Raw genomic sequence first — 22,202 nt, 5'->3', positions numbered from 1 at the left:
AGGTATATCAGTTACCCATAAAGGTTTGTTGCCATTCGACAATAGTTTTAGGTCTTTTATCTTTATCTTCAGGCACATTAGTAAAATAATGCACCCGCAGGTTTCCATCCTTGTCAGGCGCAACATATGCCGCCCACATCAAACCGCTACGATTATACATAATTATCGACGCTCGTTTATTTGCAGCTCCTCGTACCCACGTCGATAATACTTTTGCGCCTCGGTTATCCCTGTCTTGGCTATAGATATAGACATTGGCTGAAGCAATAAATTGGGCATAATGTTCACCGACTAAATCACGAAAAACTTTATCATTCTCGGCATCAGTAAAAATACCTATGGAAAGTAAAGTCGGTATTTCGCGTGGATCTTTTTCAGCTCGGACATACTGCCCATCAATAAAGACATCTTTGGGCATCGAGATGCGACACCCCCAACTGCCATTGCTGTGTACTTGCATAGAACCATCTTTTATTGGAATCAGTAATAGCCGACAATTTGCTGTATTTTCAATAAGATCAACCACGGCTAATCCTTCAACTTTACGGGCTTCAGCTCTAAAACTACCGGCATTTTCACCCGACCAAGCCCGGCTATCAAGACTGAACCCCCACTCCGTAACCCGAGTGATTTTGATAACGCCGCCCCGGTCATTACCTTTAGTGACATTCCACCATTGGCCGCGCCAGTCGAAATTTTTATCAATGTCTGACATAGAGGCAATGCCCTGAAAATAAGCACGCTGGATACAGTTATTACTGGTGCAACTGTTCAGAGATTTTACCCATGCTTGCCGCTGCTGATAAACTGTTTCAGTATCATATTTCACTAACATCGCTTGATAAATATCACTGAATGTCTGATCAAGCCAATGAAGATCTTCATCACCGCAGACAGTGTATTCAACCGGTGTTGCTGCTCGCTGGCAGTTTATAGCGAAAGATGAAGATGAGATAATCATCAGCAAAAAAAAGAAAACACCGCGGAAACAAACCATATTATTTAGCCTAATGAAAATATATTTTTATTATTAATGAGATGATTACGAATAGGATTATTATATCGGCTTTATGGCTAAAAATCTGTATCTGGCAATAAAAATCCACCAGATTATGCTAAGAATCCCGCACAACCCGGCGGATTACCCATGCCATTATTAATGGTAATTATTTCTATTATATAAAGTTAATATCTCTACAGCTCATTATTCAGCCCTCTCTGGGGTAAATAACCGAGAATAAAATCATTAATGATGCTGTCGATATCCCTATCACTGCAAAAGCCTAATGATTTAGCGTAACAAGCGTCGAAATTCCCCGGCCAAGAATTCACAATTTTCTCAATGAGAGGATCTTTCTGAATTTTAATCAGATCAGCGACTTCATTACCCGCAATGCGCCGTAATGTATCAATTATCTGTTGCACACGAACAGATAATCCAGGCAGATTAATCACTCGCCCAGATTTAAGCTGACTGGCATCCAGTTGATGACCATGAATCAGGTTATTAATCGCCATTTTCGGCGATAACAGCCACAAGGGTGTTTGTGGGCTAACAGGGCAAACCACTGCAACACCCTGTAATGGCTCACGAATAATGCCACTGGCAAAGCTAGAAGCGGCGCGATTAGGTTTGCCGGGGCGCACCACAATAGTCGGCATTCTTAAGCTACGACCATCCACAAATCCCCGGCGGCTATAATCTGCCAGCAATAAATCATTCAATGCTTTTTGCGTCCCATAGGAACTTTGCGGCGCCCAAACCTGCTCATCGGGCACTACTGCCGGTAACTCTCCGCCAAATACAGCCACTGAACTGGTAATAATGACTTTAGGGCAGCGCCCCAATTGGCGCGCCCGCTCCAGTACCCCACGGGTAGCATCAAAATTGATGCGCATTCCCAGTTCAAATTCTTCTTCCGCCTGACTGGAGACAATGGCCGCCAAATGGAAAACCGTATCAACTTGCTGGTCAAAAACACCCGCCAGCCATTGCGGGTCGGCGATATCACCACAAAAGACCTGTACCCGCTCATCACTCATCGCGCTCAGCGGCACCACATCACAGGCAATTATTTTGTTGATACTGCATTGCTGACCCTGGCTGTCAGTCAAATGATCCTGAGTCACTAAACGTTCAATTAATCGACGCCCGAGAAAACCCGCAGCGCCCGTTACCATTATGTTCATTGTCATATCCTTTTTATCTGCGCGGTTAGCGGTTAACTGTTTTAGCCGGAACTAAAAAGACCAACCCTGCACCAATAAATAGCATGGTAGAAATAATCAACATCCCGACGGTGGTACTTTGCGTCAGATCTTTCAGATACCCCATCATATAAGGTGCGACGAAGCCCCCCAGGTTGCCCCAGGAGTTGATCAGTGCAATACCTGCGGCAGCGGCGGTGCCGCCAAGGAAGGCCGTTGGCAAGCTCCAAAACAGTGGCAAAGTACTCAATGCCCCCATAGCTCCTATGGTTAACCCCACCATGGCGATGATGATGTTGTCACTGAAACTGGCGGAGATAATCATCCCAATCCCACCCAAGGTCGCGGTTAGTGCCAAGTGCCAGCGCCGTTCCCGCAAGCGGTCGGCACTGCGTGATACCACGATCATGGTTACAGCCGCCGCCGCATAGGGAATGGCGCTCAATAAACCGATGTACAAGATATTAGTCACCCCGCTGTCTTTAATCAGCGTCGGCAACCAGAAGCCAATGGTGTAAAAACCGGCAATCAGACAGAAATAAATAAGGGTGAGCAACCAGACTCGGGGTTGCAGGAAAATCTCTTTCAGGCTGCTATGGACATGATGCTGTGTGTCATTATCGATATTGGTTTGTAGGATTTTTTTCTCTTCGTCGGTTAGCCATTTAGCATGTGCGATCCTGTCCGTCAGTTTAAAAATCACCAAAATACCGATGAGTATCGAGGGAATACCTTCCAGAATAAACATCCATTGCCAACCAGCAAAACCATGAAAACCATTAAAGGCATCCATTATCCAGCCAGATAGCGGCGCACCTATCACCCCGGATAATGGCACTGCGGTGGCGAATAAGGCATACATTCGGCCACGGCGGTTACTCGGGAACCAATAAGAAATATACAGGATCACCCCCGGATAGAAGCCGGCCTCAGCAATCCCCAACAAACAGCGCATCACATAAAATGACATCGGCGTGGTGACGAAAGCCATCCCCGCCGAAATGATGCCCCAAGTTATCATGATGCGCGCAATCCACAGCCGCGCCCCAACACGATGCAACATCAGGTTGCTGGGAATTTCCAGGAAGAAGTAAGCAATAAAGAAGATACCGGCACCAAAACCATATACTGCATCGGAGAATTGTAAGTCATCAGCCATTTGCAACTTGGCGAAGCCCACATTCACCCGATCAAGATAAGCCATGACATAACACAGCATTAATAAAGGTAAAATATGCCATGCCGCTTTACGGTAGGCATGATTCTCCTCCGGTAATACCTTTGGTATCACTAAAGGTTCGGTTGATGATTCAGACATAATAAAGCCTCATATTATAATTATTTGCAGGGAACAAAGGTCAGCCATAATCCTGTCAACCATGGCTGCTGGTGTTACACATAAATGTTAATTTTAGTTATTTAATGTTTATTAAAGTTAAATCTAAGGGATAAGCCGGGAAGTAAATGCGATTTAAATCACAATAACTAACAAGAGAGGATTCATAAAGTCACAATCAATTGATTTTAAATGAATTTTTAATTCAATTTTATTCACTAAAATTAACAATAACAGTGATAATCGGCAGCAAATGCCGTCATGAAGAGCAATACGAAAGGGTAAATGGCCAGGTACGGCTCACCCCACGCACAAGAAATTATTGCGGTGGGGTGTCACGAGGAAGCGCTTAGGAATGAAACGTGACTTATCAAGCAGACCGTATTTATCAAGCAGACCGTATTTATCAAGCAGACAATGTCGCGCCGCCGTCTACCACAATATCTTGCAGAGTAATATGGCTGGCTAAATCCGAGGCGAGAAACACCACGGTGTTGGCAATTTCCTGCGGTGTGGCAATTTTCCCCAGAGGGATACCCAATTTATATTGCTGTGGAAAACCGGCAATCGTCCGCTGCTGCGCATCTTCGCTGTGCCACATGCTGCGTTGCATCGGGGTATCAGTAGAACCGGGGGAGACCACATTGCACCGCACACCGTAAGCCGCTAACTCTAATCCGACACAATGGCTAAAGCTGGTTAATGCGGCTTTAGAAGCACAATAAGCCGACATTTGGATGCGCGGCACATGCGCGGCATTGGAGCCGATAGTCACTACCGCGCCAAAACGCTGCCATTTGAACTGTGGGATTAACTGGCGCAAGAGATAAAACGCACCGGAAACATTCACATTAAAGCACTGTTGCCAATCGTCGAGACTCAGCGCCTCAGTCTCTGCCATGCGAAGAATCCCGGCGCCATTCACCAGAACATCAATACGCGGAACCTGGCTCAATAGATGCTGGCACACCAATGCGACTTGCTGCGGGTTGCTAATATCCAGCAATGCCGTGATAAAAGGGAAGTTTTGCGTCGCCGAAAAGCTTTTATCCAACCCGACGACATCGGCACCCAGCGCGACAAATTGGCTGGCAATTTGATAGCCAATCCCCTGCCCGGCCCCAGTGACCCACACCCGTTTACCGGTAAAATCCATCTGCGCCGCTTTATTTATTGCGCAGGTACTTTTCGCGGACGAAACCTGATTAGCCGCCATTACTCAGCCTCGGCCAATGACACATTCTTAGCCAGATCAATGAGTTGTGGCTCCAGCAGTTTCCACCACCCCTTCAAGCTCGGGTTCTTGGCTAACGCCACAAAACTCAGTTCTATACCTTGCTGACGCCACTGTGTAGCCAGCGCCATGATATGCACCGAGCTCAGACCATAATCGATCAGATTTTCGTCTTCATCGAAATCATCAGCATCTTCATCAATCAAAGCCAGTAATTGCTGTTTTAGCTTTTCTTTACTGAAAATGAGCGCATTTTCGTTCAGGTTAGCGACAATTTCATGGGTAAAAATCACCCGCCCGCTGCGCGTTGCCACATACTTAAGTGCCATCAAATGATCTTCCAGAGAGAAATCCGCGATAGCATCGGCGACCATAAATGGCTGAATATCTTGCATAAAAGCATCCGTGGCGGTCGTCAGGCAGCCGATATGGCCGTAAATGCCACAAATAACCAACTGATCACGGCCCTTATCCGCCATGATTTGGCGTAGTGGCGAGCGGTAAAACGCGCTGTATCGCCATTTGACGAGCACTTCATCATCCGTATCCGGTGTCAGCTGTGAAACGACTCGCTGTTTAGCCGGATGATTATTCAAACCCGCGCCCCACATATCATTAAGCAGCGCGCGATCTTCAGCACTTTGATGATTAGGCTGGGCAGTATAAATAACCGGTATTCCCTGCTGTTTACAGTAAGTTCTCAACGCGGCAATATTGGCGATAACCTGCTGTATTAAATTGTTATTTTCACCATAAAAGCTCACAAAATAGTCCTGCATATCATGGATAAGTAACACGGCGCGGGCGGGGTTGAACTGCCAATTCACTTTATTCGCCGGAAATTGCCCCACTTTAGGGAGGTCGTAAGCAGAAAGTGCCGGAATAGCCATCATAAAATCCTTATTTGCTAAGTGTACTGAGGCGGTCTTGAATATCCTGACGCAACCGCTTTTTATCTATCTTGCCAATGGGAGTAACAGGTAGACTGGCGACGATTTCAAAACGATCGGGCAATTTGAAATCAGCCACCCCCATCTCACGCAGGTATTTACGCAAAGTTACTGGCCGCAGATCGGTATTCGTGACGACAATAAATGCGCAGCTTTTCTCACCCATTATTTCGTCTGGCATAGCAACCAATGCCGCGTGAAGAATATCGTTATGGGCCACCAGCAGGTTTTCAATCTCTTCTGCGGCAATCTTTTCACCACCACGGTTAATCTGATCTTTCTCCCGCCCTACTACCCGTAAATAGCCCTCTTCAGTCATCTGCACCAGATCACCGGAATGGTAAAACCCTTCTTTATCAAAGGTATTGGCATTATGAGTCGGGCTACGGTAATAGCCACGGAAGGTATAAGGGCCGCGCGTCACCAGTGCACCGACCTCTCCGAGAGCCACGGGCATCCCATCACTATCTACCACTTTAATTTCATCATCCTCGCTGATAGGCCGCCCTTGAGTGGTAAACACCAAGTGGTCGCTGTCACCAAAGCGGGTGTAATTCACTAATCCTTCCGCCATCCCCAACACCTGCTGCAACTGGCAGCCCAGTATCTGTGGAATACGCCGCGCCAGAGACTCACTGAGTTTCGCCCCCCCAACCTGTAGCACCTGCAAACTGGCCAGGTCAGCGGCAAAATGCTCTGCTGCTTGTAGCCACAGGGCCACGGCAGGAGGAACCAAAGAGGTGAAGGTAATCTGGTGGCGTTTAATCAGCGGGAAGCAACTCATCGCGCTGGGATCTGGAGCCAACACCACACAGCCGCCGACATAAAACACCCCTAATGCCCCCGGTGAACTGAGCGGGTAATTATGGGCGGCTGGTAAGGCGCAGAGATAGCGGGTGTGCTCGTCGAGCTGACAAATTTCCGCGCTGGCCCGCACACTGTAGTAATAGTCATTGTGGGTGCGAGGGATCAGTTTGGGCGTCCCCGTGCTGCCTCCGGAAAGCTGGAAGAAAGCCACTTCGTCAGCCGCAGAGGGATGAAATTCGGCAGTTTCATTATCCCGATCATTAAATCCCCCCTCGCGATACAACAAGGCCTCCAGCGACTGAGCGTAATCTGTATTTCCCGCCACAATGAGGAATTCCAGCACCGGTATTTTTTTCTGTAGCTCGGCGCAATAATTCCCTGCGGCAAACAAGTTATGGCTGGCATCAGCAATCAGTAAGCGCGGTTGGATCTGTTCAATATAAGCATTTAATTCCAATCGGTTATGACTGAATAATGCATTGACGGGTGCAACACCGATTTTTAATAGCGCAAAATAAACCAGATAAAATTCAGCACAATTAGGGAGCTGGACCAAGGCGCTATCGCCACGGCGCATGCCCAGATGGGTTAAGCGCACAGCCAGCTGATGCGCTGCCTGCTCGAACTGCGCATAACTGATATGGCGCTCACCACAAATGATGGCCGTCGCTTCTGGTCGCCGCTGGCATTGGCGAGACAAAATCTCCGTCATCGGCTGGTCTGTCCAATAGCCTTTCTCGCGATAGCGACAAGCAAACTCTTCCGGCCAACGGGTAAATTCAATACTCATAGCGACACTCCTGATCGGGTGATGGCAATCGCATTGAGCATGGTGCCCAATTTGGCTTCAGTTTCTGCCCATTCCAGCGCGGGTTGTGAAGCAGCAACAATGCCCGCCCCGGCAAATAGCCGCACTTGTGTTGGGTGTACCGTGGCGCAACGGATAATCACCGCCCATTCACCATTGCCCTGTTCATCACACCAACCCACAATCCCGCTGAATAACCCGCGCTCAAAAGGCTCTAATTGTTGAATTAACTGGCGGGCTTTTTGCGTCGGTAATCCACACAATGCAGGGGTTGGGTGTAACAGATTCGCCAGCTCTAACACCCGTATCTGTGGGTTTTCCAACTCACCACTGATGGCGGAAGATAAGTGCCACAGCGCGGCGGTGCTAATCAATGAAGGTTGTGAGGGGACATGCAAACTTGAGCAATGTGGCGTCAATAAGCGGCAAATTTCGTCGATAACCAGCCGATGTTCATATTGGTCTTTCTCTGAATCCAGTAATGCCTGGCTAATATCCCAATCATGCTGTGGGTCGTCCTGCCGTTTCGCCGAACCTGCCAACGGATTGGTATACACCCCAGCCAAATGTTTACGCACCAATAATTCAGGGCTGGCACCGAGTAATACGCCACCATCAGCAAGCGGTACGCGAAAATGATGCGCCGTGCTGTTTTGGATCAGTAAATGATTCATAACCTGATCGCTATCAACCGGGGTGTCTGTATCAATTTCCAGAATACGGGAAAGCACCACTTTATGGATTGCACCGCACTGACAAGCAGCAACAGCCTCCGCCACAATATGTTTGAACTCATTTTCATCCGGCAAACTGCGGCTGGCGAGGGCAGTAACCGCCCTGCGGCTATCAACACACGCAGCATCCACCAAGGCTTGGCGGTCACAAACCTGATAATGTTCTGGAATAAATAAGCACGATGCCTGACTGGCATCAAAAGGTATTGCCCCGACAATGATAGGCTGTTGTTGCCCGGCATCATGTGCACGTTGGAACGCCGTTTGTAGGGCTAATTGCAGTGAATTCTCATGACCAGCACAACTTTGTGCCGCTTGATTAATGCGTTCGAAGATACCCTGAGTTTTGATACTCTGATGTTTTGAAGTAAATAGAAATGTTGAGGACACAGCTGAAAACGGCGAATTAGCGGGCATGTCTTCAGAGCTGTCACGTTCTTCAGCGTTGCTGTGTTCTTCAGAATTGAAGTACCGCACAAAGACCTCCATTACAATATAAATAGTAATGCTAATAATAATTACTATCATTCCCTTTATGGCGTGGTAAATTACGACTAAGCATTCACATTGTCAATCAATGTAAATGCATTATTAATCAATCTTATTTATATATCCCCCCAGAACCGGGGCTTAAAATAGAAAGAGAAAATGCCTTTATGTCCTTTTATATCAATTACATTCAGCATAAAAAATGGCGTTTAATATTGACGAACCTGGGCCTTGTGGGTCTCATTTTCTGCTTGTCTGCTTGTAAACCGGCGGAAGAAACCACGGGGCAATCAGGCAATGAGAGCAAGGCGGCGTGGGCCCGCACAGTAGAAACAGCTAAAGGGCCGGTGACACTCACACATCAACCCACACGGATTGTGTCCACCAGTATCACCATTACCGGGACTTTGCTGGCTATCAATGCCCCGGTGATTGCCAGTGGGGCGACGGTGCCTGACACCACAGTGGCTGATCATCAAGGTTTCTTTACTCAATGGTCAGATATTGCACAGGCCAAAAAACTGGTGCCAATGTACCAGACGGAACCCAATGCCGAAGCTGTCGCGGGAATGAACCCGGACTTAATTATTATTTCTGCCACTGGCGGGGATTCGGCGCTAAAGCTGTATGAGCAACTGTCCGTTATCGCCCCTACATTAGTCATTAATTATGATGACAAGAGTTGGCAAGAGTTAGCCATCGTGCTGGGCACGGCTACAGGGCATGAGGCTGACGCGCAACAAGTTATTGAGAAATTCGCTAATCGACTCAATGAGGTAAAGCAGAATATTACGCTGCCACCGCAACCTATTTCAGCGTTTGTCTATCAGGCGGCGGGCAGCACTGCCAATTTGTGGACTGAGAGTTCAGCCCAGGGAAAACTGTTGCAGGAATTGGGTTTCACACTGGCGGAAGTCCCTGATGCTGTGAAAGGCAACACCAGCATGGGGCACCGCAAAGATATCATCCAACTGGGCGGCGAAAAGCTGGCCGAGGGCCTTAACGGCGAGACTATTTTGCTATTCTCCGGGGATCAACCGGCGGTTGACGCACTGAAAAGTAATAACTTTTTAGCTCATATCCCCGCAATTAAACATGATCGGGTTTATGCCGCGGGCTATGATACGTTCCGGTTAGATTATTACAGTGCGAGTCATTTATTGGCACGGATTGAGGGGATGTTTAAGACCAAACCTTAATTATTTTATGTTTTATCAGATTGGGGCATTGTTGTGGTTGGTAGTGGGTTATTTGATTATTTGATTATTTGATTAGGTTCGGTTGTTAGAACTTCACTGTTTACTTAACCTCCGATGAACCAACCGCCAAAGGGTGCGGGCGCGCACCCTTGTGGAATCCCACGCTTCGCACGTATCGCCTGCCCACTACGTGGGTTCCCTCACTCATCATTTTGCTGGCGGGACGGCTTTACGCGGGTCCCTCCGCGTGACGCCTAAATCCGCCGTCCATGGCGGATTTCCCTAGCTACATTCTTCACTCGGCGGCTCAAATGTGCTTTTAACATCAAGGTCAAAACCGTGGTTTTGATGTTGAGCGCAATCAGGAATATTGCCGACCAGGATAGAGGGTAGAGTGAGCCGCCAGGGATGGCGGCGAAAAGCGCGCTTGAGCAGGGATGCCCATCGCGCTGGCTCGTCAGCCCGAAAGACGCAGGAGGTTTACCCGTAGGGCAATATTTCGCGCAAGCCGCAGGTGCAGGAGGGCCGGCTTGCCCTCCTGCTCGGTTGAGGCTACAGGGATTAAGTGATAACTGAACGACTATCAACCGAAACAATAATTCGATCTGTACTTATAAGTCGGAGATTAAGTGAACAGTGAAGTTCTAACAACCGAACCTGAGCACCGAATCGAATATCAACCGAAACCAGATCCCGTGCTCTAACAACCAGATCACCAAAAACCAATCCGATCTATAGCTTAAAAACTTAAACTAAAATCGCCCTTTTGGTATCACCAACGGCGTATGCGAAACCGGGTCATCAATAATTAAGCAGGGCATACCAAAAACCTGCTCGACTAAATCGGCAGTGACCACGTCGCGCGGTTTACCTTGCGCCACTATCTGCCCATCGCGCATGGCGATAATATGAGTGGCATAGCGGCAAGCATGATTAAGATCATGCAGGACGGCCACTAAGGTATGGTTATGCTCCTGATTCAGATTGCTAAATAACTCAAGTAAATCAATTTGATGGGCGATATCTAAATAGGTAGTTGGCTCATCTAACAGTAACAATGGTGTTTGTTGCGCCAGAACCATGGCTATCCATACTCGTTGGCGCTGCCCGCCGGATAAAGCATCCACTGACCTGTCCGCCAGTTCACTGACCCCTGTGGCTTCCATGGCATGGCTGACCGCCAACCTGTCGGTTTGTGTCCATTGCTGTAACAATTTCTGATGGGGATAGCGGCCTCGCGCCACTAAATCCAGCACACTGATACCATCCGGAGCTTGCGAGCTTTGCGGTAATAAGCCCAAATGGCGCGCCACGTGCCGGGTATCAAGGCTGGCAATATTCTTACCATCCAGAATCACCTGACCCGCCTGCGGTTTCAGTAAACGGCTCAAGGCGCGCAACAGTGTCGACTTGCCACAAGCATTGGGGCCGACAATCACGGTAAATTCACCATCAGGAATGGCGACACTCAGGTTCTTGCTGATAATCTTGCCGTCATAACCCAAGGTCAGAACATCGGCCTGCAAGCGCGACATCGGTAAGGTGGCAGAGCTAGCATTACTCATGATCGTCCGGACTCTCGGATTAAAAGCCAAATAAGATATAAGCCGCCGATGCTGATAGTGACCACACCGACCGGCAATTGATTAGGTGAAAATAGGTGCTGAGCGCACAAATCCGCGGCTATCAATAACAATGCCCCCATCAGCGCAGACGCGGTCAACGTCACTGAAGAGGTGCCCAACAAACGTTTTGCAATCTGTGGCGCGGCTAATGCAATAAAAGAAATCGGCCCCGCCGCTGCGGTGACCGCGGCCATCAAAATGACGCCAATGGCCATCAAGCCCAAACGGGTTTTTTCGACCGGAACGCCCAACGCACCCGCCGCGTCATCGCCCATTTCCAACAGCGGCATGCGGCGGCTCAGCAGCATCGCCACCACCGTGGCGATAATGATAAATATCACCGACGGCAAGCCCTTGGCCCACGTCAGACCATTCAGCGAACCGGCCCCCCACGCGGCGGCGGTCATAGCGGCCTCTAATGACGCCGTGATAGTCAGCCAGGTATTGAATGCCGTTAACATTGCGCCAATGGCGATGCCGACAATAATCAGCCGAAAGCCCTGAATCCCCTGCCGATAAGCCAACAAATACACCGCGAGGGCAGACAGCAAGCCGCCCCCCAGCGCGCTACTGGCAACCTCAAAATAGTTGCCGTTGAACAGCGTAATCGCCACCAACGCACCGGTATAAGCTCCCGCATTAAAGCCGATGATATCTGGGCTACCTAATGGGTTGCGCACCAATGACTGAAATATAGCGCCACTGATACCTAGCGCAGCACCGAAAATCAACGCCATCGTGGCGCGGGGTAACCGCCATTGGTTGACGATAATATCTGCCGTTCCGCTGGCCTGGCCGAATAAGGCCGCAAATACTTGCCCGGAAGAGAGCGGCAAAGTCCCGACCCTTAATGCTAGCAGCCCCGTCAATAAACAGGCCAATAGCAGCAAACTGCCAACAATCAGGCTACGGGGTTGGATACGCAGATTTATTGGGCCATCAGGGCGGCCCAATAGCCAGGGCGGAGTGGCGGGTTTCATAACGCGGTCATCCTTTTATTACGGCGTACCAACCAGATCAATAAGGGTGCGCCAATAAATGCCGTTACGATGGAAACCCGCAATTCACCCGGAACCAGAAAGCGGCCGACGATATCAGAAACTAATAACAAAATTGGAGTCATTACCAAGGTAAATGGGAGAATCCAACATTGATTCGGCCCGACAATCCAGCGAGCAATATGCGGCACCATCAGGCCGACAAAGGCTATCGGGCCAACAGCCGCAGTAGCGGCACCGCAGAGTAAAGTCACGGTGACCACCGCCAAAAATTGGGTTTGACCAATGCGCGCGCCAATCGCGGCGGCTAAATCTTCCCCCATATGCATAGCATTGAGGGGGCGTGCCAGCAGCAAGGCAATCACACAGCCGAGAAGAATGGCGGGCGCGACCGCCATCACCACCGACATATCGCGGATATCCAGCGAACCGGCTTGCCAGAAACGAACGCGGTCATAGACCTGCGGGTGTGTCAGTGATATGCCGGTAGAAATCCCCAGTAATACCGCCCCGATAGCCACGCCGGAGAGGGTCAGCCGCAAGGGGTCAACCCGCCCGCTGCCCTGTGTTCCCACCCAATACACCACCAATGTGGTGAGCATCGCGCCAATAAATGCAGCAATCATATAGCCATGCATGGCATGAACGCCAAAAACAGTGATACCAAGCACCACTGCAAAACTGGCCCCCGCATTGACGCCCAAAATCCCTGGGTCCGCCAAAGGATTGCGGGTCAATGCTTGAATCACCGCGCCGGATAACCCAAGTGCAGCACCGGCCAGCACCCCAATCAAGGTGCGGGGTAGGCGGGATTCCAATATTAAAACACTGTCGGCATTGCTGTGTTCGCCCAGCAAACTTTGCCAGACAACAGAGAAAGGAATGGCTTTGGCACCGAGCATCAGGCTGGCAACCATCACGAGCATCAATATAACTATGCTGAGTAAAAGCAACAGTCCCCGACGGGATTGTGCGTTTTCAGCAACAACGGGGCTGGGTTTTAGCTGTTTTGGTGAAGATTGGTTTGGGGAATCAGTCGCTGACATTGTGACTCTTTTAACAAATGCTGATGGTTTATAAATGATGATTTATAAATAATTGCCTACAAATGATTGTTATTATCGTTTTGATTATCATTAGTATTTATTTCATGTATTTTAACACGACTTACAAGGGGAATGCATTGGCTAAAACCGCTTCCCGGCAAGATTAATGTCCGTTCGTCACCATGGCAGGTCATTGTTACCTACATTAAAGGATTAAATCATCATGGCAAAATCACCGATTCTTTTGGATTTCAGCCTGTTAAGAGAAAATGCTAATTTTCGAGCTGTATTTTTTGCTCGTTTTATTTCCATTTTAGGGCTGGGGATGCTCACGGTTGCGGTGCCGGTGCAGATACAAATGATGACCGGATCAACCTTGCAAGTGGGGTTGGCCGTCACCTTGGATGGTCTGGGGATGTTTATTGGCTTATTGCTGGGGGGCGTATTAGCGGACAGGCTTGATCGCCGTAAACTGATTTTATTCGCCCGCTTTACCTGTGGTTTAGGTTTTATTGGCTTAAGTATCAATGCGTTCTCTGTGACACCCTCATTATGGGTTTTGTATGTTTTAGCAGCCTGGGATGGGTTCTTTGGTGCGCTCGGTATGACTGCATTGATGGCGGCAACGCCTTCATTGGTCGGGCGAGAAAATCTGGCCGCTGCGGGCGGGTTAAGCATGCTGACCGTGCGTTTTGGCTCGGTGATTTCCCCGGCCATGGGTGGCCTGGTGATAGTTTACGGCGGAGTGGGTTGGAACTACGGGATTGCTGCGGTGGGGACGATGTTAACTCTGTTGCCGCTGTTGAGTCTGCCCTCAATGAAACCGACGACCAGCCAGCATGAACACCCATTACGGGCATTGGCGACAGGGATTTCGTTTGTATTGCGGCATAAAGTTGTAGGCTCAGTGGTGTTGCTGGGAACATTGGTCAGCATGATTGGGGCTATCCGTATTTTATTCCCCGCGCTGGCGGAGAATACCTATCATGTCGGGGCTTCGCAGATTGGTTTAATGTACTCAGTGGTGCCACTGGGGGCGACAATTGGGGCTTTTACCAGTGGCTGGGTCAATCAAGTTCACCGCCCTGGAATGGTGCTGATGTCCAGTTCTATTGCCGCTTTTTTAGCTATCGGAACATTAGGGCTGACCAATAATTTCTATCTGGCCCTGCCCGGTTTGTTGTTATATGGCTATCTGGGGTCTATCAGCGGGTTGCTGCAATATACCTTAGTGCAAACTCATACCCCGGATGCCTTATTAGGGCGGGTGAACAGTCTGTGGAATGTGCAGTTTGTTGCGGGTGAATCATTCGGCGCATTGGGGTTAGGAGTGTTGGCGAGAGTCATGGCCCCGGCGCTCAGCGCCTTGACCTTTGGCATGATCGCGGCAACGGCGGGGGGCGTTATTGCCGTCTGTGGCGGGACATTACGCCGCGCGACCATGGGGGACGAGGTTTCCGCTGAGGGGGAGAAGGCCGATGAAGTCGGCGGGTAATCACCATCCCCAACTACAATGACCTAATCCCACTAAACACTTGCTGCAAAATAGGCCCCAGCACTTTTAATGTCTCCGGCGACATCATCGTGATATGCGAACAATCAAGATAATATGTCCGCAGTTGCTTCACATATGGCCGCCAAATATCCTCGGGAGTTTCACCTGCGGGTAGGGTTTGGGTGGCAACAAATAACGTGGTTTCACCCTCGTAAACTGGCGTTTTAGCCCCTGATAACAAGCCGATAGAATCGTCATAATTTGCCTGAATTTGCGCAAACATTTCTCGCTTCTCTTCCTGCTCATCCCCCGCTGCCGCCATAAACAATGCCCGCTCGCGCTCAACTTCCTCCTGCGCCTCAGCCTCAATCGGCGCGTTCCAATCCTGAGTTTCCGGCGGATAGGTATCCAACAACCCCAAGAAAGCCACCTCCTCGCCCTGTGCTTGTAATTTTACTGCCATGGCCTGCGCCACTGTGCCCCCCAATGAGTATCCCATCAGGTGATATGGCCCCTGTGGCTGCACCTGACGTAATGTCGCCAAATGATGGTCACATAAGCTGTCCATATCCTGACGGGTGGCAATGGCCCCATGAGGGCGCGGAGACTGAATTCCCAGCACCGGCCAGCTACCCGGTAAATAACGCGGTAACAAACTGAATTGCCAAGCAAAACCAGACGCCGGATGGATACAAAATAGTGGGTTACCCCTGCCACTGCGCAGCGGCAAGACTTCACTGAAACCGGCTTTACCCGCCTGTTTATCTGATGGCGGCTGACTCAATGCTGCGGCCAATGCCGCCACCGTCGAGGCCACCATCACCTGCCCCACCGCGACCGGCTGTTGCAACTCACGGCGCAGGTCAGCCGCCAAGCGCATTGCCAACAAAGAATGACCGCCCAGCGCGAAGAAATCATCATCCGCACTGACGCTTTCAACCCCCAATAAATGGGCAAATAATCCGGCAATCAGACTTTCCAAACCGGCTTGTGGCGTGCGCCCACCACTGCCCGCCTGATTCACTGGTGCCGGTAATGCTTTGCGATCCAGTTTGCCATTGGCACTCAGCGGGAGAGCACTCAGGCTGATGATAACCACCGGCACCATATGCGCCGGTAAGCGCTCACTAAGCTGGCTACGCAAAATCTCTAAATCGATATTTTCCGCCCCGGCAACCGGCACAATATAACCGACCAACTGGCGGGTATCAGCACCGGCCAAGGCCCCTTCCGCCCCCGCCAGGGTGCGGGCATGCACCACCGCCTGCTGGACTGAAGGCAACACCAATAGCGCGGATTCAATCTCACCTAACTCAATGCGTTGTCCACGAATTTTCAATTGATCGTCACTGCGCCCCAAATATTCTACCGTGCCATCCGGCAGCCAGCGGGCGATATCACCGGTGCGGTACATCCGCTGCCCACGATCATAAGGATCGGCAACAAAACGGCTGGCAGTCAGGTCTGGACGGGCATAGTAACCCTGCGCCAGTTGCACGCCGCATAAGTAGAGATCGCCTGCAATGCCGACCGGGGCTTGCCGCAGCATACTGTCGAGAATACGCAGTTGGGTGTTCCACACCGGCTTGCCGATGGGCACACTGCTGCCGGTCACTCGCGCCAGAGCGTCACCATAGGCCGGTTGATAAGTGACATCCACCGCCGCTTCAGTTGGGCCATATAAATTATGCAATGGAGCAGCAAAAATCTGTTGGTATAGCTCCGATAGCTCGCGTGACAATGCTTCGCCACTGCAAAATACCCGGCGTAAACTCTGGCAAGGTTGCTGCTGCCCATGCATCGCACTGACAAAAGCGGCCAGCATTGAGGGCACAAAGTGAGCGGTAGTGACGCCATAATCCTCAATCAAGCTACGCAGCACCTCTGGGTCACGATGAGCTTCTGGCGGCGCCATGACCAATCTGGCCCCGGTTATCATTGGCCAGAAAAACTCCCACACCGAGACATCAAAACTGCACGGCGTTTTCTGCAATACCACGTCATCACCGCCCAGCGGATACTCATTTTGCATCCATAACAGGCGGTTAACGATAGCCCCATGGGTGACCACCACACCTTTTGGCCGCCCGGTGGAGCCGGAGGTATAAATCAAATAAGCCGGATGGTCTGGCGTTATCTGGACGGCGGGCAGCAGCGCCGTTTTATCCTGCACAGACTGTTGATCCCGTATAGACAGTTGATCCAGCAGCAGCGGGGCCTGGCCGATAAAGCGCTCAGCCAAAGAGCTGACCGTAATAAGGAGGCGTGGATCGGCATCACTTATCATGTAAGCCAGGCGATCATCAGGGTAACCGGTATCCAGCGGCAAATAAGCAGCACCCGCAGCCAAAATAGCCATCAAGGCCAAACTGAGATTCACTGAGCGCGGCAGCGCCACAGCGACCCGGTCACCGGGCAGCACGCCCTGTTGACGTAAATGGGTAGCCAGCGATTGAACCCGCTGATTAACTTGCTGATAAGTCAGTGTTTCATCAGCATCCAATAAGGCGATAGCCTGCGGTGTTAGCTGCGCCTGTTGGTTGAGCAAATCACATAGCGTCAGCGCAGGTAGGGCGATGGCGGTGTCATTGGTGGATGCCAACAGCGCTTTTTCATCGGCAGTCAGCAAATTCAGGGCGGATAACGGTAATTCGGGTTGCCAAACCAAATATTCGAGCAACATCACCAAGCGCTGGGCCAATCGTTGCGGATCGCCGACCGCATCACGGTATTCCAGTTGCAGATGCAGCTTCTCGCCCGGCAGCACCAATAAAGTCAGTGGGTAATGGGTATAACCGCGGTTATTCAGTGCATTACACCGCAAACCGTTAAAAGATTTCTGATGCAATTGATTGTTTTCTGGGTAGTTTTCGACCACCAGCAAGGTATCAAATAACGTATTCGCCCCGGCCAGACGCTGGATCTCCCCCAAGCCCAGGCCATCGTGCTCCAGTAACTGGATCTGCTGCTGCTGCAACGCGGCCAACTGTGCTAACAGTGGTAATTGCGGCTGCAATTTCACCCGCACCGGGAGGGTGTTACTGAACAGCCCGACCTGCTGTTCGATACCGTCGATTTCACTAAAACGGCCAGAAACCGGTGAGCCAAATACCACATCATCACGGCCACTGAGCACGCCCAATAAGGTGGCCCAAACCCCTTGCAATAGGGTATTGAGCGTGATGCCCTCGCGCCGTTGCAGCTCGGTCAGTGCCGTTTCCAGTTTGCTGTCCAGCGCGATAGTCCATTCGTGTACCGGACTGGCGGCATTGGTTTCAGGATAGAGAATCGTGGGCGTGACACCGCGAACAGCCTGTTGCCAGGCCAAACGGTCTGCTTGCAGGTCGCGCGCCGTCATGCGGCGGATCACATCACCATAACTGACACTCAGCAGCGGTAATGTCGGCTTGTTGCCGTAGAGATGCAGCAAGTCATGCAGCAAAATTGCCGATGACCAGCCATCTCCCACCAAATGGTGCGCGATGATGATCAATGAATGACGCTCGGCGCTGTAGCGGAGCAAGGTGGCAATCAATAAAGGTTTTAATGTCCCCGCCGTCTCACTCACCAGATCTCGTGCCAGCCCTTCGCGCTCCCATTGCTGGGTTTTGGCAGTTTGCTGCTCCGGTGTCAATGCGCTCAGGTCATATTGCTGCCACGGCCAGCGGCGGGCGCTATCTTGAATCTGCGGCAGGATTTGCAATGATTCACTGTGCAACTCACTGTCAAAAATAGCCCCCAGTTGCGGGTAGCGTTGCAGTAGGCTTTCCAATGCATCGCGCAAGCGCTCAATGTCCAGCTCACCTTGCAGGCCAAACCGGCTGATAGCATTGTAATTATTGGCTTCTTGCCCTAACTGAGCATGGAATAGCAAACCTTGCTGGAGCGGCAATACCGGCAGAATATCGGCTATTGGGCCATATTTTTCGACAGCCGCCTGCCACAGTGTTTCCGGTAAGGCTGCGGTGGATACAGGGGGTGCCGCTACGGGCGAATCCATTAACGGGTGTAAAGCCAGCGCCATTTTAGCCGGGGTACGCAGAGCAAAAATCTCGCGCGGAGCCAGCCGGAAACCCGCGCGACGCAAAGTGCTCCCCAGCGCCATAGCGGAAATACTGTCGCCCCCGAGTTGGAAGAAATCATCTTCCGCACCAATATTGCCCAAATGCAGCAAGTGAGCGATGGCATCACACAATAGCCTTTCCTGTGGGGTTTGTGGTGCCCGACTGGCGAGCTGTTGTCGGTGTTGTGGGGCGGGCAGCGCCTGTCTGTCAATCTTGCCGTTTACCGTCAGCGGCATTTCATCCAACACCATCAGGATCGCGGGCACCATATAATCTGGCAAGCTCACGGCCAATTGATCCATCAGCCGGGCATTGAGATCTTCACTCTGGCGCAGTTGCGCATCGGGTACCGCGCAGTAGCCAATAAGCCGATGGGTCGCGCCGACCGCTTCGGCAATAACCACCGCACTGCTGACTTCCGGCAAAGCCACTAGCGCGTTCTCGACTTCGCCCAGCTCAACCCGGAAACCGCGCACTTTTATCTGATGGTCAGTGCGCCCGACAAAATCTAACTGCCCCTCTGCCGTCCAGCGCATCAAGTCACCGCTGCGATACATCACTTCGCCGTGACGGAAAGGGTTGGCCACAAAACGCGCCGCAGTTAAATCAGGCCGGTTCAGATAACCACGAGCCAGCCCTTTACCGGCAATATATAACTCCCCCACCGCACCTATTGGGACTTTGGCGAGTTGGCTATCCAACAAATAGACTTCGGTATTCGCCACCGGGCGGCCAATCACCGGTTGCGCCGCCAGCTGGATATTCGCGCCGAGGGTATCGATGGTGTATTCCGACGGGCCGTAGAAGTTAACCACGTTTAGTTCAGGATGCTGTTTCAGCCGCTCCCACAAACGCGGGGTTGCAGCTTCACCGCCCATCATAATAAAGGCGGGCTGGTGATGCCCGGCCTCCAGTAAACCGCTATCAATCATTTGCGTAAAGAATGACGGGGTAATATCCATGGTGTCGATTGGCGTCTGATCCATCATCTGCACCAATGCATAAGCATCACGGCGCATTTCTTCATCAAAAATAACCATCTCGCAGCCCATCATCATCCAGAACAGCGGTTCCCAAGAGGAATCGAAAGAGAATGAGGCGGTATGCCCCGCACGCATCCGGCGGGTATGATGCTGCTTAAATTCCGCCATCGCTGGCCCATACAGGTGCGTGCGGTGCGCCACCAGCAAGTTGACTAAGCCACCGTGGGTGCTCATCACCCCTTTTGGCCGCCCAGTCGATCCGGAGGTATAAATCATATAAGCCAGATGGTCGCCGTACAGAGGGTACCGGCGTTCTGTATCGGTAATGGGCTGAACAGAGAAAGCCGTGCAGTCCTGCTGGAAGCGCGATTCATTCAGGCAAACTATCTCCATCTCGCCAGTGATAGCCAGTGAAGATAACAAACTTTCAGTCGATTGATGGGCCAAGAGTAAGCGCGGTCTGGCGTCCTCGCACATTAAGGCGAGCCGCTCCATCGGGTAATCCAGATCAAGCGGCATATAAGCCGCGCCGCTGGCCAGAGTCCCCAAAATGGCGACCAGCGAATCCACAGTTCGCGGAATACCTATCGCGACCACATCATCAGCCCGAATTCCTCTGGCGATCAATGCTCGCCCTAGCTGGGCCACACGGTCAGACAGCTGGCGATAAGTCAGACTTTGCTTGCCACAGCTCACCGCGATGGCATCCGGTTGCGCACTCACTTGCTGCTGGAAAATATCCAGCACCGACACCACCCCGGCAGGCAGACTTAATTGCGGGCCGTTAGCCCAACTATCAATGCGTTGCAGCTCTTGCGTTGGTGTCAAGATGAGGTCGCCCACCGTGATTTCAGCTTGGGCCGCCAATTGCTGCAACAAGAATTGTATTCGCTCGCCATGCTGATGCAGGCAAGCGTGGTCATAGCGCCGCGCATTTGCCAGTATTTCCAAGGTCAATTGGCCGTTATCAAGGTAGAGGTCAAACTCGACATCATCGACCGGGCCGGAGGCCAGGGTGTGGGTAACGCCAGTTATCTCCGCCAAATTCAGGGCAAAATCGAACATTTTAAAATTCAGTATCGGGCCATATAGCGCCCGCTGGGAACCGACCATTCCCAAATCACGCCGTAATTGCTCCGCTTCATAGCGCTGATGTTTACGCATCGTTTTCAGCTCGCTCGCCACTGCGCGCGCCACATCAATAATCTGCATTTCGCGCCGTAAAGTTATCTGCAACGGCAACACATTCACCACCGGCCCGGTGGCGGTCAAGGCGGCGGATCCCATGCGGCGCATAAACGGGCACCCAACCGACAAGCGCATTTCGCCGCTTATACGGGCGAAATAAATCAGCAACAGCGCCATCGCCATATCGGCAGCACTCAGGCGCTGTTCTGCGCCCCCTGCCGTCAGACGGCCAAACGAGTCAGAATCAATATTAACGCGCTGCCGCAATACGCGATTATCCGTTGGCTCTGCCCGGGCGGGCGAATTCAGGGGGGAAAGGGAGAGTGCGGCGGGTAAATCCGCAGTATGTTGTTGCCAAAATTGCTTATCGCGCAGCTCGGTTTCTGACCCCGCATACGCCAAATATTCACTGACCACCTCGCTAAATGGGGTAAAAGGGGATTCCCCAATAGATTTCCCTTGCAATAATGCAGTGTAAATATCGGCGATACGGCGGGTAATTGCGGTGAAACTGAAGCCATCAAGCAATAAATGATGATAACGCTGATACCAAAGCCATAGCGGCTTGCCATTTTCATCAGGAACACCAATAACCCAGTGTCGATACAGTGGCTGCTCGCCATCTAACTGTATCGGAGCCTCAGTATCCTCCCACATCAATGTCAGTGCAGCCTGTCGCCCATCGGCGCGAGTGCTGAAATCCAACCACTCCAGCTTGGGCATGTCAGCCGCATGGCGCTGTATGGGAATGCGCTGCATCGGGCCGTCGTCGTCATCAAAAAAATGCGCATGGAGAGTATCGGACTCCGCCAGCCCTTGGCTAACGGCACGGCTAAAGAGTTCCCTCTCCAGCGGCCCCGCCAGTTCAATATAATGGGCCACGGTAAACATGTTCTTTTGCTGACTTAACTGATCAGCAAACCAGATTCCGGGCTGTGCCGCCACCAAGGGCAGCTCGACAGTAGCAACAAGGGAGATTGAATCCTCTGACACGATGGGTATTCCTTTTTTTGGCAACACAGGATTTATTGCAGCCGG

General features: G+C 51.2%; 13 protein-coding genes. 2 read left to right on the top strand and 11 right to left on the bottom strand.

The features are described from left to right. Positions 1 to 7: 7 nt before the first annotated feature. The 7 genes from FTA91_RS12660 to FTA91_RS12630 form a co-directional block, all read right to left on the bottom strand. Positions 8 to 997 carry a lysozyme inhibitor LprI family protein gene (locus FTA91_RS12660; RefSeq protein WP_050112323.1) on the bottom strand — a complete coding sequence of 330 codons (990 nt, stop codon included), beginning with the start codon at positions 995 to 997 and terminating at the stop codon, positions 8 to 10. 197 nt (positions 998 to 1,194) lie between these two features. Next, positions 1,195 to 2,190 carry a D-erythronate dehydrogenase gene (gene denD, locus FTA91_RS12655; RefSeq protein ID WP_145534832.1) on the bottom strand — a complete coding sequence of 332 codons (996 nt, stop codon included), beginning with the start codon at positions 2,188 to 2,190 and terminating at the stop codon, positions 1,195 to 1,197. Between the two features lie 25 nt (positions 2,191 to 2,215). Further along, positions 2,216 to 3,526: an MFS transporter gene (locus FTA91_RS12650; protein WP_050112321.1), complete on the bottom strand. Its 1,311-nt coding sequence runs from the start codon at positions 3,524 to 3,526 to the stop codon at positions 2,216 to 2,218. Positions 3,527 to 3,950: 424 nt separating this feature from the next. After that, complete coding sequence (gene dhbA, locus FTA91_RS12645) at positions 3,951 to 4,760, bottom strand: 2,3-dihydro-2,3-dihydroxybenzoate dehydrogenase (protein ID WP_227507639.1); 810 nt, start codon at positions 4,758 to 4,760, stop codon at positions 3,951 to 3,953. Then, a complete protein-coding gene (locus FTA91_RS12640; protein WP_050112320.1) occupies positions 4,760 to 5,668 on the bottom strand; it encodes an isochorismatase family protein in 909 nt (302 codons plus the stop codon). The genes dhbA and FTA91_RS12640 overlap by 1 nt, the downstream gene beginning before the upstream one ends. A gap of 10 nt (positions 5,669 to 5,678) precedes the next feature. After that, the gene (locus tag FTA91_RS12635) at positions 5,679 to 7,325 is read right to left on the bottom strand and encodes a (2,3-dihydroxybenzoyl)adenylate synthase (RefSeq protein ID WP_050112319.1); all 1,647 of its coding nucleotides are present in this window, start codon (positions 7,323 to 7,325) and stop codon (positions 5,679 to 5,681) included. Next, positions 7,322 to 8,494 (bottom strand): isochorismate synthase, encoded by a 1,173-nt coding sequence (locus FTA91_RS12630; protein WP_050112483.1) that lies wholly within the window; start codon positions 8,492 to 8,494, stop codon positions 7,322 to 7,324. The genes FTA91_RS12635 and FTA91_RS12630 overlap by 4 nt, the downstream gene beginning before the upstream one ends. 239 nt (positions 8,495 to 8,733) lie before the next feature. Between FTA91_RS12630 and fepB the strand changes: the two genes are divergently transcribed. Next, positions 8,734 to 9,765, top strand: a complete 1,032-nt coding sequence (gene fepB, locus FTA91_RS12625) for a Fe2+-enterobactin ABC transporter substrate-binding protein (RefSeq protein ID WP_050112318.1) — start codon at positions 8,734 to 8,736, stop codon at positions 9,763 to 9,765. Positions 9,766 to 10,517: 752 nt separating this feature from the next. On the opposite strand, the gene FTA91_RS12620 is transcribed toward fepB, so the two are convergent. From FTA91_RS12620 to fepD, 3 genes are read right to left on the bottom strand one after another with little or no spacing between them, the layout of a single operon-like run. Next, a complete protein-coding gene (locus FTA91_RS12620; protein ID WP_050112317.1) occupies positions 10,518 to 11,330 on the bottom strand; it encodes an ABC transporter ATP-binding protein in 813 nt (270 codons plus the stop codon). Further along, the gene (gene fepG, locus FTA91_RS12615; RefSeq protein ID WP_050112316.1) at positions 11,327 to 12,370 is read right to left on the bottom strand and encodes an iron-enterobactin ABC transporter permease; all 1,044 of its coding nucleotides are present in this window, start codon (positions 12,368 to 12,370) and stop codon (positions 11,327 to 11,329) included. Before fepG ends, FTA91_RS12620 begins: the two co-directional genes overlap by 4 nt. Then, positions 12,367 to 13,434, bottom strand: a complete 1,068-nt coding sequence (gene fepD, locus FTA91_RS12610; RefSeq protein ID WP_145583437.1) for a Fe(3+)-siderophore ABC transporter permease — start codon at positions 13,432 to 13,434, stop codon at positions 12,367 to 12,369. The genes fepG and fepD overlap by 4 nt, the downstream gene beginning before the upstream one ends. Before the next feature lie 223 nt (positions 13,435 to 13,657). On the opposite strand from fepD, the gene entS reads away from it, so the two are divergent. Beyond that, the gene (gene entS / locus FTA91_RS12605; protein WP_050112314.1) at positions 13,658 to 14,929 is read left to right on the top strand and encodes an enterobactin transporter EntS; all 1,272 of its coding nucleotides are present in this window, start codon (positions 13,658 to 13,660) and stop codon (positions 14,927 to 14,929) included. Positions 14,930 to 14,942: 13 nt separating this feature from the next. Here the strand turns inward: entS and FTA91_RS12600 are convergent, their stop codons facing one another. Next, positions 14,943 to 22,157, bottom strand: coding sequence for a non-ribosomal peptide synthetase (locus FTA91_RS12600; RefSeq protein ID WP_145583435.1), 7,215 nt, complete (start codon positions 22,155 to 22,157; stop codon positions 14,943 to 14,945). Positions 22,158 to 22,202: the final 45 nt, after the last annotated feature.

Source organism: Yersinia thracica (genome assembly GCF_902170565.1).
Taxonomy (GTDB): Bacteria; Pseudomonadota; Gammaproteobacteria; order Enterobacterales; family Enterobacteriaceae; genus Yersinia; species Yersinia thracica.
This window is presented reverse-complemented; position numbering and strand designations above follow the sequence as displayed.

Bases quoted from the DNA above. Each gene is read 5' to 3' on its own strand.
- FTA91_RS12660 (WP_050112323.1), bottom strand. From the start codon at position 997: ATGGTTTGTTTCCGCGGTGTTTTCTTTTTTTTGCTGATGATTATCTCA.
- denD (WP_145534832.1), bottom strand. From the start codon at position 2,190: ATGAACATAATGGTAACGGGCGCTGCGGGTTTTCTCGGGCGTCGATTA.
- FTA91_RS12650 (WP_050112321.1), bottom strand. From the start codon at position 3,526: ATGTCTGAATCATCAACCGAACCTTTAGTGATACCAAAGGTATTACCG.
- dhbA (WP_227507639.1), bottom strand. From the start codon at position 4,760: ATGGCGGCTAATCAGGTTTCGTCCGCGAAAAGTACCTGCGCAATAAAT.
- FTA91_RS12640 (WP_050112320.1), bottom strand. From the start codon at position 5,668: ATGGCTATTCCGGCACTTTCTGCTTACGACCTCCCTAAAGTGGGGCAA.
- FTA91_RS12635 (WP_050112319.1), bottom strand. From the start codon at position 7,325: ATGAGTATTGAATTTACCCGTTGGCCGGAAGAGTTTGCTTGTCGCTAT.
- FTA91_RS12630 (WP_050112483.1), bottom strand. From the start codon at position 8,494: ATGCCCGCTAATTCGCCGTTTTCAGCTGTGTCCTCAACATTTCTATTT.
- fepB (WP_050112318.1), top strand. From the start codon at position 8,734: ATGTCCTTTTATATCAATTACATTCAGCATAAAAAATGGCGTTTAATA.
- FTA91_RS12620 (WP_050112317.1), bottom strand. From the start codon at position 11,330: ATGAGTAATGCTAGCTCTGCCACCTTACCGATGTCGCGCTTGCAGGCC.
- fepG (WP_050112316.1), bottom strand. From the start codon at position 12,370: ATGAAACCCGCCACTCCGCCCTGGCTATTGGGCCGCCCTGATGGCCCA.
- fepD (WP_145583437.1), bottom strand. From the start codon at position 13,434: ATGTCAGCGACTGATTCCCCAAACCAATCTTCACCAAAACAGCTAAAA.
- entS (WP_050112314.1), top strand. From the start codon at position 13,658: ATGGCAAAATCACCGATTCTTTTGGATTTCAGCCTGTTAAGAGAAAAT.